The 12,447-nt window shown below is 57.9% G+C and carries 15 protein-coding genes; 6 read left to right on the forward strand and 9 right to left on the reverse strand.

Annotated features, from left to right (window positions below; all coding sequences use genetic code 11):
• Nucleotides 1-8: 8 nt before the first annotated feature.
• From yajC to queA, 3 genes are all read right to left on the reverse strand, one after another.
• Complete coding sequence (gene yajC, locus BW958_RS10415; RefSeq protein WP_076575669.1) at nt 9-344, reverse strand: preprotein translocase subunit YajC; 336 nt, start codon at nt 342-344, stop codon at nt 9-11.
• 56 nt (nt 345-400) lie between these two features.
• Nucleotides 401-1,537 carry a tRNA guanosine(34) transglycosylase Tgt gene (tgt, locus tag BW958_RS10420; protein ID WP_076575670.1) on the reverse strand — a complete coding sequence of 379 codons (1,137 nt, stop codon included), beginning with the start codon at nt 1,535-1,537 and terminating at the stop codon, nt 401-403.
• Nucleotides 1,538-1,609: 72 nt separating this feature from the next.
• Nucleotides 1,610-2,659 carry a tRNA preQ1(34) S-adenosylmethionine ribosyltransferase-isomerase QueA gene (gene queA / locus BW958_RS10425; RefSeq protein ID WP_076575671.1) on the reverse strand — a complete coding sequence of 350 codons (1,050 nt, stop codon included), beginning with the start codon at nt 2,657-2,659 and terminating at the stop codon, nt 1,610-1,612.
• A gap of 221 nt (nt 2,660-2,880) precedes the next feature.
• Here queA and BW958_RS10430 point away from each other — a divergent pair, with 221 nt between their 5' ends.
• Entirely contained in the window at nt 2,881-3,327 is a 447-nt protein-coding gene (locus BW958_RS10430; protein WP_076575672.1) for a CBS domain-containing protein, read from the forward strand.
• A 351-nt stretch (nt 3,328-3,678) separates the two neighbouring features.
• Nucleotides 3,679-4,308, forward strand: a complete 630-nt coding sequence (locus BW958_RS10435) for an acyl carrier protein phosphodiesterase (RefSeq protein ID WP_076575673.1) — start codon at nt 3,679-3,681, stop codon at nt 4,306-4,308.
• On the opposite strand, the gene BW958_RS10440 is transcribed toward BW958_RS10435, so the two are convergent.
• Together BW958_RS10440 and arsC are read right to left on the reverse strand one after the other, a co-directional pair.
• Nucleotides 4,286-4,663, reverse strand: a complete 378-nt coding sequence (locus tag BW958_RS10440) for a DUF2069 domain-containing protein (protein ID WP_076575674.1) — start codon at nt 4,661-4,663, stop codon at nt 4,286-4,288. The two genes, BW958_RS10435 and BW958_RS10440, sit on opposite strands and share 23 nt — an antisense overlap.
• Entirely contained in the window at nt 4,660-5,010 is a 351-nt protein-coding gene (gene arsC / locus BW958_RS10445; protein ID WP_076575675.1) for an arsenate reductase (glutaredoxin), read from the reverse strand. Before arsC ends, BW958_RS10440 begins: the two co-directional genes overlap by 4 nt.
• 94 nt (nt 5,011-5,104) lie before the next feature.
• Here arsC and BW958_RS10450 point away from each other — a divergent pair, with 94 nt between their 5' ends.
• Nucleotides 5,105-5,572 carry a TlpA family protein disulfide reductase gene (locus BW958_RS10450; RefSeq protein ID WP_256701966.1) on the forward strand — a complete coding sequence of 156 codons (468 nt, stop codon included), beginning with the start codon at nt 5,105-5,107 and terminating at the stop codon, nt 5,570-5,572.
• 53 nt (nt 5,573-5,625) lie between these two features.
• Here BW958_RS10450 and BW958_RS10455 read toward each other — a convergent pair whose 3' ends face one another.
• The gene (locus tag BW958_RS10455; RefSeq protein ID WP_076575767.1) at nt 5,626-7,083 is read right to left on the reverse strand and encodes a beta-barrel assembly-enhancing protease; all 1,458 of its coding nucleotides are present in this window, start codon (nt 7,081-7,083) and stop codon (nt 5,626-5,628) included.
• 115 nt (nt 7,084-7,198) lie between these two features.
• On the opposite strand from BW958_RS10455, the gene BW958_RS10460 reads away from it, so the two are divergent.
• Both BW958_RS10460 and BW958_RS10465 read left to right on the forward strand, forming a co-directional pair.
• A complete protein-coding gene (locus BW958_RS10460) occupies nt 7,199-7,441 on the forward strand; it encodes a sulfurtransferase TusA family protein (RefSeq protein ID WP_076575677.1) in 243 nt (80 codons plus the stop codon).
• Complete coding sequence (locus BW958_RS10465) at nt 7,434-8,507, forward strand: AI-2E family transporter (protein WP_076575678.1); 1,074 nt, start codon at nt 7,434-7,436, stop codon at nt 8,505-8,507. Before BW958_RS10460 ends, BW958_RS10465 begins: the two co-directional genes overlap by 8 nt.
• A gap of 30 nt (nt 8,508-8,537) precedes the next feature.
• Here the strand turns inward: BW958_RS10465 and BW958_RS10470 are convergent, their stop codons facing one another.
• Complete coding sequence (locus BW958_RS10470; RefSeq protein ID WP_076575679.1) at nt 8,538-9,344, reverse strand: alpha/beta fold hydrolase; 807 nt, start codon at nt 9,342-9,344, stop codon at nt 8,538-8,540.
• A 106-nt stretch (nt 9,345-9,450) separates the two neighbouring features.
• Between BW958_RS10470 and ppk2 the strand changes: the two genes are divergently transcribed.
• On the forward strand, nt 9,451-10,257 hold the full coding sequence (gene ppk2, locus BW958_RS10475; protein ID WP_076575680.1) for a polyphosphate kinase 2: 807 nt from the start codon (nt 9,451-9,453) through the stop codon (nt 10,255-10,257).
• Between the two features lie 90 nt (nt 10,258-10,347).
• Here the strand turns inward: ppk2 and BW958_RS10480 are convergent, their stop codons facing one another.
• Both BW958_RS10480 and malG read right to left on the reverse strand, forming a co-directional pair.
• Nucleotides 10,348-11,484, reverse strand: a complete 1,137-nt coding sequence (locus BW958_RS10480) for an ABC transporter ATP-binding protein (RefSeq protein ID WP_076575681.1) — start codon at nt 11,482-11,484, stop codon at nt 10,348-10,350.
• 68 nt (nt 11,485-11,552) lie between these two features.
• A complete protein-coding gene (gene malG, locus BW958_RS10485) occupies nt 11,553-12,443 on the reverse strand; it encodes a maltose ABC transporter permease MalG (RefSeq protein WP_076575682.1) in 891 nt (296 codons plus the stop codon).
• Nucleotides 12,444-12,447 lie beyond the last annotated feature (4 nt).

Here is a 12,447-nt window from a genome sequence, read left to right on the forward strand (position 1 = left end):
TTGGGAGATTACAGGGACTGGATAGAGCCCTTGGGCAGAACAGCAGTGATGAAGTCACGCTTAATGGTGACGGTATTCTGCTCGTTCAGTGCCAGCACGATATAGTCGTTGCCTTCGGTGATCTTGGCAATCTTGCCAACCAGACCACCGGAGGTGAGCACTTCATCACCCTTGGAGAGGGAGCCCATCAGATTCTTGTGCTCCTTCACACGCTTGGCTTGCGGACGGTAGATCATGAAATAGAAGATCAGGCCAAAGACAGCCAGCATGATGATCATTTCAATCCCGCCACCCTGAGGAGCGACGGCACCGGCATCAGCATAAGCCTTGGAGATAATGCTCATTTAAAAAACCTCTTGCTAAGTAATAATTCCATGAGTTCACAACAGTGGAGTGGCCGTTACTCGGCGACCTCTCCAGCCAGGGGAGGAACAGGCTTCCCTTGCCGACGGTAAAACTCGCTAACAAAGTCGTCTAATTTACCCTGCTCGATCGCGTCCCGCAAACCTTGCATGAGACGCTGGTAATAACGCAGGTTATGAATGGTGTTCAGACGCGCGCCGAGGATTTCATTACACTTGTCGAGGTGATGCAAGTAGCTACGGCTATAGTTTTGACAAGTGTAACAATCACATTCGGCTTCCAACGGGCTGGTGTCCTCGCGATGCTTGGCATTACGGATTTTAATGACACCATCAGCGGTGAAAAGGTGACCATTTCGGGCATTTCGGGTCGGCATCACGCAGTCGAACATGTCGATGCCGCGGCGCACACCTTCAACCAGATCTTCCGGCTTACCCACCCCCATCAGATAACGCGGCTTGTCGGCCGGAATCTTCGGACAGACGTGCTCGAGGATGCGGTGCATATCCTCTTTCGGCTCACCCACAGCCAGACCACCCACGGCATAGCCGTCAAAACCAATCTCGAGCAGGCCGTCGAGAGAAACATCGCGCAGCGGCTCATACACCGAGCCCTGGATGATACCAAACAGGGCATTCTTGTTGCCGAGCTCATTAAAGCGATCCCGTGAACGCTTGGCCCAGCGCAAAGACATCTCCATCGACTTGCGCGCTTCCTCGTACGTCGCCGGATACGGAGTGCACTCGTCGAAGATCATCACGATGTCGGAGCCGAGATCGTATTGAATCTCCATCGATTTTTCCGGCGAGAGGAAGATCTTGCCGCCGTTGATCGGATGACGGAAAGTTACGCCCTCTTCGGTGATCTTGCGGATATCCCCCAGGCTGAATACCTGGAAACCACCGGAGTCGGTCAGAATTGGGCCATGCCAGTTCATAAAATCATGCAGGTCACCGTGGGCACGCATGACCTCCTGCCCCGGGCGCAGCCACAGGTGGAAGGTGTTACCAAGCAGGATCTGGGCGCCGGTTTCACGCACCTCTTCCGGGGTCATCCCCTTGACGGTGCCGTAGGTGCCCACCGGCATAAACGCCGGGGTCTGTACGGTGCCGCGCTCAAACACCAGTTGGCCGCGACGAGCACGCCCGTCAGTGGTTTTCAGTTCAAATTTCATGCATTACCTCTTCGGGTCAGAGAAACAGTCTGACTGAGTGGGCTTGCGCCCGTGTGACAGCCGCCGAACGATTCAGCGGTTGCGGCGACGGGTGACGAACATGGCGTCCCCGTAGCTAAAAAAGCGATAGTGATGCGCAACGGCCTCGCTATAGGCCGCCATCACGTGATCATAACCGGCAAACGCGCTCACCAGCATGATCAGGGTCGACTCGGGCAGGTGGAAGTTGGTGATCATGGCATCGACCAACTGAAACTCATAACCCGGGTAGATAAAGATATCGGTGTCGCTGAAAAACGGCGCCAGCGGCTGGCCCTTGGCCAGCGTCATCCGCGCAGCACTTTCCAGCGAGCGAACCGAGGTCGTCCCAACGGCAATCACCCGCCCGCCACGTGCGCGGGTGGCAGCAATGGCATCGACCACCTCTTGCGACACTTCGGCATATTCCGAGTGCATGTGGTGATCTTCAATCTTGTCGACCCGCACCGGCTGGAACGTACCTGCCCCGACGTGCAGGGTAACAAAGGCAGTCTCCACCCCTTTGGCGCGGATCTGCTCGAGCAGCGCTTGGTCAAAATGCAGGCCGGCCGTCGGCGCAGCCACCGCACCCGGCTTGGCGTTATAGACCGTCTGATAGCGCTCTTTATCAGCATCTTCGTCCGGGCGATCGATATAAGGCGGCAGCGGCATATGGCCGATAGCATCGAGAATGGTCAACACCGGACGCGGGTCGAGGAAGTGGATCTCGAACAGGGCATCGTGGCGTGCACGCATCTCGGCTTCAACCCCGCCATCCATAATGAGGCGAGTGCCAGGCTTGGGCGCCTTGGAGGCACGCACATGCGCCAGCACGCTGTGCTCATCGAGAATGCGCTCAACCAGCACTTCGAGCTTGCCACCGCTGGCCTTCTGGCCAAACATGCGGGCCGGAATCACGCGGGTATTGTTAAATACCAGCAGATCGCCGGGATTGAGCAACCCCAGCACATCGACAAACTGGCCATGGTGCAGGGCGCCACTTTCGCCATCAAGTTGCAGCAAACGGCTGGCAGTACGCACCGCCGTCGGGTAACGGGCGATCAGCTCATCAGGCAGATCAAAATGAAAATCGGAAACTTGCATCACACACCTCGGGGAATCGGCGGCTAGTCTAGTTATCCCCTCTGCGACTGGCAACCCAAAATGGTCGCCAACCAGCGACAATCCTGACAACTCTTGGTTGCCCATTTTGTGAAGCTCAGTCAGTTAATTAATGATTAACAAACTGTTTTGACCCTGATCAAATTCTCCTCGTCCCCCGCGAGTAATGTGGAGGTTACAGGCTTGCAGCGCGAGGAGGCCGCATGATCACCCTGTCAGAAATCATGACCGAACAGCCCTTTACGCTGGGCCCGGACAACAGTCTCAAACAGGCTATCGACCTGATGAATCAGGAACGCATTCGCCACATCCCCATCGTTAACGACGAGCAACACCTGCTGGGCCTGGTCACCTTAAGCGATGTGCTGGCCGCCCGGGAATCAAAGTTGGTACTGGGCAGTCAGGAGCGGGAAGAGGAGTTCACCGATAACGTACAGCTGGCCGAGTTGATGACGCGCAATGTGGCCTGCGTCGATCCTCACGCCGGCATCAAGGAGGCGGCACTCTATCTGCAACGTCACAAATATGGCTGCCTGCCGGTGGTGGAGCGGGGTCGTCTGATCGGCATTGTCACCGATAGCGATTTTATCGGCGTGGCCATCAATCTGCTGGAAGTGATGGAAGAGCGCGAGCCATTTGATGACCAATGATCTAAAAATTACGTAATTAAATTACAAAATGACTCGTTTTTGCTGTTATAAAAACCCTATCAATTGAAAGTGTTTCATTTTAGAAAATAATTACAACAATACATTGATTTGTGATCACGCGCACACTATGATCTATCTCGCAAGATTGCTGTGGGTGGGATGACCAACTGTGCACTGGTTATCCGGCCCCGATGTTTGCAAGTTTGCAATCACCCCATATGTATCTCTTCGCTGCACTAGTAGCGTTTTAATGCCATTCCTTGTTGATCCCCCGGTCCCATGACCGGGTTTTTTTTGCCTTTCTTTTGTCACTTGGTTAGCCTGCCGACTCGCCCTGCACGAGCCTGTACCATGAATTTTCTCGCCCATCTGCATCTGGCCGATCACTCCATGACCTCGCCGCTTGGCAATCTGCTCGGCGATTTTGTCAAAGGCCCGCTGTCAGATGATCTGGATGCTGACCTGCGCCTTGGCATCTTGCTGCACCGGGCTATCGACCGCTTCACCGACAGCCATGAACAACACCGGGCCGCAGTTGCCCTGTTTATGCCACCCTGGCGGCGCTATGGCCCCATCCTGGTCGACCTTATCTACGATCACTTTCTCTGCCTGCACTGGGCCCACTTTTGCGCTGATCCCCAGCCAGAGTGGCTAGAGCGCCATTACCGGGCATTACTGCGGGCCCAGCCCTATCATCCGCATCATCTTGCGCACGGCATGCCGCTGGCGCTGCGCCGCATGGCAGAGCAAGACTGGCTGGGAAGTTATATCGATAAACACGCGCTGGCCGCCGCGCTCGATGGTATCGGCCGACGGTTACGCCGCCCACAACCGCTATCCCGGGCACTGACAACACTCACCGCATCGGATTGGGGTGAGATGGAGAGAGGATTTTTGCGCTTTTATCCGCAGTTGATGGCCTTTGCCGGTCAGGAAGCCATTCGGCTAGGCGCCGCCTTCACTGAGCGCGATCTTTTTTGATGCCAAGGCCCAGCTCACGGCCACGCAGCCGCGCATAGAAGGTGCACCCGATAAAGGCTAACGTGGTGAGTATCAGCTCAACCAGCGCCAATCCCCGCTCCCCTTCATCGGTGGTCAGCAGGGTCAATGAGTGCAGAAAATAGAACATCAAGATGAAGTTGGCCCAGGCGTGGGTGTAGGGTCGGCCACGCAAGATGCCTGACAAAGGTAATAGCAACGGCGTCACCCAAACCAGCGGCAGCAGCCAGGGTAAAAGCTCGGGGTGGGGTGATAGCCACAGGTGCCACAGCACAACCCACCCCAGCAGCCCGAGATAGCCAGACAGCGCCAGCCTACGGGCCTGCGTGCTGGTCAATCCAGAATCTCCAGCACCTGCTCAGGCGGCCGACCCAGCCGGGCGCGGCCATTACAGATGACGATCGGTCGCTCGATAAGCTTGGGGTGCGCCACCATGGCCTTGATCAGTGCATCGCCCTGTTGCGCAGCGAGCCCCAACTCACGATAGAGATCCTCTTTGGTACGCATCAGCTGACGGGGATCGTTAAAGCCAAGTTGACCCAGCAGTTCGCGGATCTCATCTTCGCTCGGTGCCTGCTCCAGATAGAGCGTGACTGCCGGCTCAATCCCCTGACTTTCCAGCAAAGCCAGCGTCTCACGACTCTTGGAACAGCGCGGATTGTGATAAATTCGAACCTGACTCATGCGAACTCCCGATACGGCGTAAACAGTGGCGCCATTGTAGGGGAAAGACGAGGAGATACATAACGAAATGAAACGACTTTGTTGGGGAGTTGTGGTGAGTTTGCTGTTATCCGGCTGCGGCAAACTGGTGGATTTTGAGACTGCCGCAGGTGACCCGGTCGCCCTGACCCAGTTCTACGGCCGCCCCGTGCTGGTGAGCTATTACGCCCCCTGGTGCGCGCCGTGCCAGCGTGAATTACCGCTGTTGCAGCAGATGGTGCGCCAGGAGGGGGTACAGGTCCTGCTGGTGAGTTATGACCCGCTCAGCAGCAGTGAACATGCCAAGCTGCAGGCAACGCTGGACCCTGATTTACCCCTGCTGCGCACCAGTGATCGCGCCCGTCTTCCCTTCCCTCGCCCCGATGCGCTGCCCACCAGTTATCTGCTCAATGCCAGCGGCAAACTGACTCGCACCCTGCGCGGTGAGTTATCAGCGCCGCAGACGGCAGAACTGGTCGCAGAGATGAAAAAACCGCTGCCCAAACCCCAACCCTGGGTGCTCTTCACATCGGCCAACAACTAGCCGTTCCCCATGCAAAACGGCCTCCCGAGGGAGGCCGTTTTATCATCTGACGTTTAGCGCTTGAGGGTTTCCAGCTCTTTTTGCGCCCGCTCCATTTCGGCAATGCGCGCTTCAATGCGCGCCAGCGTCATCTTGTCACTGGTGGTGCCACGCCCCACGATCAGCTCATCCATGGCCGCCTGATAATCACCACGCAGGGCTAACAACTCGGCACGCGCTTGGTGCAACTCGGTCAGCTTGCCCTGTTTACGATAAGCATCCGAGAGCATGTCCCAGGCCAGATTGTTCTCGTTGTGCTGACGCAAGTACGGGTCGAGCAGTGCGATAGAGCGATTGGCCTGACCGCTTTCCAGATAGGCGTTGGCCAGGTTCACCACCACCACTTCATTATCCGGCATCCGGTCGAGGAAGCGCTTGAGGCGGCTAATCGCCTGGGCACTACGCCCCTTGCCCATGTCGATGTCGGTCTGGGTATCGAGCACAAACAGATCGTCCGGATACCTGCTCACCAGATCCTTCATCAGAGCCTCGGCGTCGTCATAACGCTTGAGTTGCAACAGCGCCAACGCCTTACCGTAAATGGCGGCGTCCTTGAGGCCATAGTCGCCCTTGGCAATGCGCGCATCGAAATAGGTCAGCATCGCCTCAGGACTTTCGTTGCTATAGCGCACCTGGATCCGCGCCTTGGCCATCAGGAAATCCAGACTGGGCTTGAGATGACGCGCCGGGTAGTTGGCAGCCCGCGCCCGCGCTTCCGAGATCCGGGTCTCCGGCAGCGGGTGAGTCAGCAGCATCTCGGGCAACTTGGTGGAATAGCGGTATTCAGCAGCCAGTTTCTGGAAGAAAGTAGCCATCGCCATCGGATCAAACCCAGAGTCAAACAGGGTCTTCATACCGATACGGTCAGCTTCGTACTCGTTGTCACGGGTATAGTTGATGGCCGATTGCATCGACACGCCAAGCGTCGTGTTCAGCGCGGCAACGCCAGCGGTGGGGTTGATGACCGCCAGCGCAATCGAGCCCACCAGCCCGGCCAGCGTCATGGCCGAGGTGCTGGCCTGCGCTTCCATATAACGGGCGATGTGGCGCTGAGTCACGTGAGAGATTTCGTGAGCCAGTACAGAGGCGAGCTCACTTTCACTGTCGGCATAGAGGAACAGGCCGGTGTGCACCTTAACTCGCCCGCCGAGAAACGCCGCCGCGTTGATGCTGGTGTCATTGATCAGGAAAAAGGTAAACGGAAAGCGGACACTATCGGCATTGCTCACCAGCCGCTGACCGAGGTCATCAAGGTACTGGTTGAGCACAGGGTCGTCGATGATCGGCAGCCCAGCACGGGCGAAGCGCATGAAGGCGTCACCGTAGCGCACCTCCTGCTCGATAGGCAGAGCCATGACACCGGCTGTCCCGATATCGGGTAACTGGTTATTGGCCGCCACCGGCATGGCGGTGCCACACAGAGCCGCCAACAACAGGGGAAGGCTGGCAACGGCGTGTTTGAATCTGGCCACGATCTTTCTCTCCTTGCGATGGGCCCCGGCAGCATACCCTTGCCACATGAGCCTCTCAAGCGTTGTTTATCATCCACTTAGACGCGATAATAACCGCCAGTTACAGGGGAATGGGATGAACGAACTGGATCTTCGGGGATTACGCTGCCCCGAGCCCCTTATCCGGGTCAAATTATGGCTGCAACAGGCGCCACCAAACGCTGAAACGATGCTGCTGCTCGATGATCCGGGCTCCCGTCATGATGTTCCCCGCTACCTGACCCGTCAGGGTCATCACTGTGTGGTGCACACTGCCTCGCCCGAGCATCTGCTGCTGTGGGTTCGTCTGTGCCAGAAGGAAACAAAGCTGCATGTTTGATGTCATCCGGCGCTGGTATAAATCCCGCTTCTCCGACCCCGACGCGGTCACCCTCTTCATGCTGCTGGTGTTTGTCTTCGCCCTGCTGTGGATGTTCGGTGGACTGGTCGGCCCCTTCCTGGTGGCGCTGGTGCTCTCCTACTTGCTGGAGTGGCCGGTACATCGCCTGCAACAACTGGGGTTATCGCGCACCCTTTCCACCACGCTGATCGTGCTGCTGTTTATCGCCTGTATGGGGATGCTGCTGTTTGGTCTGATGCCAACCCTGGTGGTGCAGGGGATCAATCTGGCCAAGGAGGCACCCAACATGCTCTCCCACGCCCAGGACTTTGTGCGCACCCTGCCGGAAAAATACCCGGACCTTATCGATATCACGCTGGTAGAGAGCATCATCGACACCATTCGCCAGCGTATTCTGGCGCTCGGCGAAACCCTGGTGGCCGCCTCGCTCAGCTCGCTGGTCAGCATCGTCACCCTGCTTATTTATCTGATTTTGGTACCGCTACTGATCTTCTTCATGCTCAAGGATAAAAAAGAGCTGCTCAGAACCCTGCAGCGCTTTCTGCCGCGCAACCGGGCGCTGGTCAAGCAGGTGTGGGTAGAGATGAATGCCCAGATCATCAACTACATCCGTGGCAAGGTGATGGAGATTGTGGTGGTCGGTGTAGCCACCTACATCCCCTTTGCGATTCTGGGGCTGCACTACGCCGTGCTGCTGGCTGTGGCGGTCGGCTTTTCGGTCCTGATCCCCTACATCGGGGCCGTGGTGGTGACCGTCCCGGTCACTATGGTGGCCCTGTTCCAGTGGGGCGTGACCCCGGAGTTTGCCTGGCTGATGGTGCTCTATCTGGTTATTCAGGGGCTCGATGGCAACCTGTTGGTGCCCATCTTGTTCTCGGAGGCGGTCAACCTGCATCCGGTCGCAATCATCGTCGCCGTCCTGTTTTTTGGCGGGCTGTGGGGATTTTGGGGCGTCTTCTTTGCCATTCCGCTGGCCACGCTGGTCAAAGCCGTACTCAACGCCTGGCCACGGCGCGATGATGGCGCGGCCAGCATGAATATGTAAAAAGCAGGGAGCCGATGGCTCCCTGTTTGCTTACCAGCCACACTGCCGTAAAAAACCGGTGAGCGCCGCGTTGACCCGCTCTGGCTGCTCGAGGGTCGAGATATGGCCGGCTCCCGCTATCTCTATCAGGGCGATGCCGAGTGTATCGGCCATCAGATAGCCTTCCAGCACCGGCCTTGCCCGATCCTCACAACCGGTGATGACCTGCGCCGGACAGGTCAGGGTTTCCAGCCACTCCATGCGGTCGGCCCGGGTCACAAAGCTGCGCCCCACCGCCACCAGCGCGTCGATCTTCTCGGCCGGCCAATGGGTCAAGCGTTCGATGAAGGCGCTTAACATCGCCTCATCGGGTTGCTGGCGGAAAAACAGCGGCGCAACTTGCCTGGCGATCGCGTCTGGCACCTGCCGCGCCGCTTCAATAGCGCCGAGCATCCCTAAATAGCGCTCGCAGGTGATCTGCGGCTCCAGCCCGACAAAGGTATCCATCAATACCAGCCCCTTGAGGCGCGAGCCAGCCAGCTGCGAGAGCTCAATGCCCCACATGCCGCCAATGGAGAGGCCCACTAGCACAAATTGGTCGATACCAAGGGTATCGAGCAGAGCCAGATGCTGACGCGCCAGCGTTTCCAGCGTCAAATGCCCCGCCGGCAGTGCGTCGGAATCACCGTGGCCCCATAACTCGGGCACGATGCAGCGATAGTGCTCCTTGAGCGCATTGACCTGCGGCGCCCACATAGCGCTGTCCCACAGATAGCTGTGACCAAACACAATCACCGGTCCGTTACCCTCATCCAGATAGGCCAGCCGGCGTCCTTCAAGCTCGATAAACTGTTTCATTACACACCCTGCATCACCATTTGCGGTCGCAGTCTACCACAGCCGCACTGGCTGCCATGGCCTCTCTTGAGGCATGCTCTGGGGGTGCCCTCCAAGGAGAACGGTCATGGCCAAGCAGAAAGAGAAGTGTGTCGATAAAAAGAGTTACGAAAAGAAACTGGAAACCCTGCACGAAGAGCTGGTGAAGTTGCAAGAGTGGGTCAAGCAGGAAGGGCTCAAGGTGGTGGTGCTGTTTGAAGGCCGCGATGCAGCGGGCAAAGGCGGCGTTATCAAGGCGCTGACCGCGCCGCTCAACCCGCGGGTCTGCCGGGTCGTCGCGCTGCCCGCCCCCTCTGATAGGGAACGCACCCAGTGGTATTTCCAGCGCTACGCCGCCCATCTGCCTGCTGCCGGAGAGATGGTGCTGTTTGACCGCTCTTGGTATAACCGCGCCGGCGTTGAGCGGGTGATGGGATTTTGCAGCGATGACGAGTACCGCGAGTTTCTGCGCGCCTGCCCCGAGTTCGAGCGGATGCTGCTACGCGCTGGCATTATCCTGATCAAATACTGGTTCTCGGTCTCGGACGAGGAGCAGGAGAAACGCTTTAAAGAGCGCATCAACACCCCGATCAAACGTTGGAAGTTCAGCCCCATGGACTTGCAATCACGCACCCGCTGGGCCGAATACTCCAAAGCCAAAGATGACATGTTCACCTATACCGACACCCAGGACAGTCCGTGGCATGTGGTGGAGGCCGATGACAAGCGGCGCGCCCGTATCAACTGCATAACTCACCTGCTGGCCCAGATCCCCTATCAGGAGATCAAATACGACAAGGTCAAACTCCCCCCCATCAACAAGGAAGGGTATGAACGCCCGCCCATCAGTAACCAGCATTTCGTGCCGGATGTGTGTGCCGAGCTACTCAAATAGCAGATACAAAAAAGCCGGCCCGCAGGCCGGCAAGTAAAACAAACATAACGGCATTGGATATCCGCTCCCGGCCCGGCGCCGGAAGCGGGATCAGGTGCGCACGTAACGAGCCGTGCGCGGGAACGCTTGCTCCTTGTCATCAAACAGGTAGCAGGCCTGGGTCGGAATACCGACCTTGAAGGCTTGACCGGTCTCTACCTCGACATCCGCATTGGCCTTGACGGTGAAGTCATGGCCGTCCACATCCATGTAGACAAACGACTCAGCCCCCAGGTGCTCGGCCACTTGCACCGTGCCACTGACAAGGCTGTGCGCATGAGGGTGATCGACCGGGACCAGATGCTCGGGGCGAATACCCAGCTCAACGGCATCGCCAATCTTGCCACTGCGAGCATCAACGCAGGCCCGAACCCGCTCGCCACCGCTTAAGGTCACCACGCACTCTTGCTCGCCAATTTCGGTGAGCACGCCCGAGAGGAAGTTCATCTTGGGCGAGCCGATAAAGCCGGCCACGAACTTGTTGTCCGGGTTGTGGTAGAGCTCAAGCGGAGTGCCAAATTGCTCCAGGTTGCTCTCGGCCCCGCCCTTGAGCGGGCTGAGCACCACAATACGATTGGCCAGCGTCATCGCCTCCACCTGATCGTGGGTGACGTAGATGATGGTGGAGTTGAGCTCCTTGTGCAGCTTGGCAATCTCGATGCGCATCTTGACCCGCAGGGCCGCATCGAGGTTGGAGAGCGGCTCGTCAAACAGGAACACCTGGGGCTGCTGCACGATAGAGCGACCGATAGCGACCCGCTGGCGCTGACCGCCGGAGAGCGCCTTGGGCTTGCGCTCGAGCAGCGGCTCCAGACCGAGGATCTCGGCAGCGCGCATCACCCGCTTGTGAATGGTCTCCTTGTCCATCTTCTTGAGCTTCAGACCAAAGGCCATGTTCTCGTAGATGTTCATGTGCGGATAGAGCGCATAAGACTGGAACACCATGCCTACGTTGCGCTCGACCGGCGGCACCTCGTTCATGATGCGACCGCCGATGCTAAGCTCACCGCTGGTGATATCTTCCAGACCGGCAATCATCCGCAGTAGGGTGGATTTACCACAACCGGACGGACCGACGAAGACGATGAACTCCCCTTCCTTGATGGCCAGATTGATATTGCGCAGGGTGTCCTTGTGGACAGCCGGGTCGTAATTTTTGCGAACGCTTTTAAGTACTACTTCTGCCATGACAGGCTCCGCTTACAATTCGTTGTTGCTTGCCGGCGGGCAGCTTCCCGCCGGGTTATCACATCAGATCAGCCCTTGACGCCACCGGCCGTCAGACCGCCGACCAGCCAGCGCTGGGCCAGCAGGAACACCACTGTGATGGGGAAACCGGAGAGCACAGCGGCTGCGGCAAAATCACCCCACAGGTAGTTCTGCGGATAGAGGTACTGCTGGGCGCCGACCGCCAGCGTCAGGCTATTCACATCCGACAGCAAAATGGAGGCCATCGGCACTTCGGTAATCGAGCTGATAAACGCCAGGATGAACACCACCGCCAGGATCGGCACCGACAACGGCAGCAGTATCAGGCGAAACGCCTGCCACGGCGTGGCGCCATCAATGGCCGCAGCTTCTTCCAGCGACGAGTCGATGGTCTCGAAGTAGCCCTTGATGGTCCACACGTGAAGCGCAATCCCCCCCATGTAAGCCAGGATCAGGCCGCCATGGGTGTTAAGTCCCAGCCAGGGGATGTAGTCACCAATCTTGTTAAACAGGGCATAAATAGCCACCAGCGCCAGCACGGCCGGGAACATCTGGAATACCAGCATGCCCTTGAGAATGGTGGCCTTGCCACGAAAACGCAGACGGGCAAAGGCGTAAGCACAGGTGGTAGAGAGCACCACGATCAGCAGCGCCGTCAGCCCCGCCACCTTGATGGAGTTCCACAGCCAGGTCAGCACCGGGAACGGCGGCGGTGTCACGCTGCCATCGGCATTGGTGACCGACATGCCAAGTGCCAGACGCCAGTGGTCCAGCGTCGGGTTGCTCGGAATGATCTCACCGACCGCGAAGTTGCCGTTTCGAAACGAAATGGCGATAACCATGACGAGCGGGAAGATGATCAGGGCAAGAAAGCCCCACATCAGCGCGTGGGTAGCCCAGACCCGATACTTCACCGACTTGGGTTGAACGATAGCCATGATC

It is taken from the genome of Aeromonas sp. RU39B (assembly GCF_900156095.1).
Lineage (GTDB): Bacteria > Pseudomonadota > Gammaproteobacteria > Enterobacterales > Aeromonadaceae > Aeromonas.

Coding starts and splice junctions, on each gene's coding strand:
- yajC (WP_076575669.1), bottom strand. CDS start 344: ATGAGCATTATCTCCAAGGCTTATGCTGATGCCGGTGCCGTCGCTCCT.
- tgt (WP_076575670.1), bottom strand. CDS start 1,537: ATGAAATTTGAACTGAAAACCACTGACGGGCGTGCTCGTCGCGGCCAA.
- queA (WP_076575671.1), bottom strand. CDS start 2,659: ATGCAAGTTTCCGATTTTCATTTTGATCTGCCTGATGAGCTGATCGCC.
- BW958_RS10430 (WP_076575672.1), top strand. CDS start 2,881: ATGATCACCCTGTCAGAAATCATGACCGAACAGCCCTTTACGCTGGGC.
- BW958_RS10435 (WP_076575673.1), top strand. CDS start 3,679: ATGAATTTTCTCGCCCATCTGCATCTGGCCGATCACTCCATGACCTCG.
- arsC (WP_076575675.1), bottom strand. CDS start 5,010: ATGAGTCAGGTTCGAATTTATCACAATCCGCGCTGTTCCAAGAGTCGT.
- BW958_RS10460 (WP_076575677.1), top strand. CDS start 7,199: ATGAACGAACTGGATCTTCGGGGATTACGCTGCCCCGAGCCCCTTATC.
- BW958_RS10465 (WP_076575678.1), top strand. CDS start 7,434: ATGTTTGATGTCATCCGGCGCTGGTATAAATCCCGCTTCTCCGACCCC.
- BW958_RS10470 (WP_076575679.1), bottom strand. CDS start 9,344: ATGAAACAGTTTATCGAGCTTGAAGGACGCCGGCTGGCCTATCTGGAT.
- ppk2 (WP_076575680.1), top strand. CDS start 9,451: ATGGCCAAGCAGAAAGAGAAGTGTGTCGATAAAAAGAGTTACGAAAAG.
- BW958_RS10480 (WP_076575681.1), bottom strand. CDS start 11,484: ATGGCAGAAGTAGTACTTAAAAGCGTTCGCAAAAATTACGACCCGGCT.
- malG (WP_076575682.1), bottom strand. CDS start 12,443: ATGGCTATCGTTCAACCCAAGTCGGTGAAGTATCGGGTCTGGGCTACC.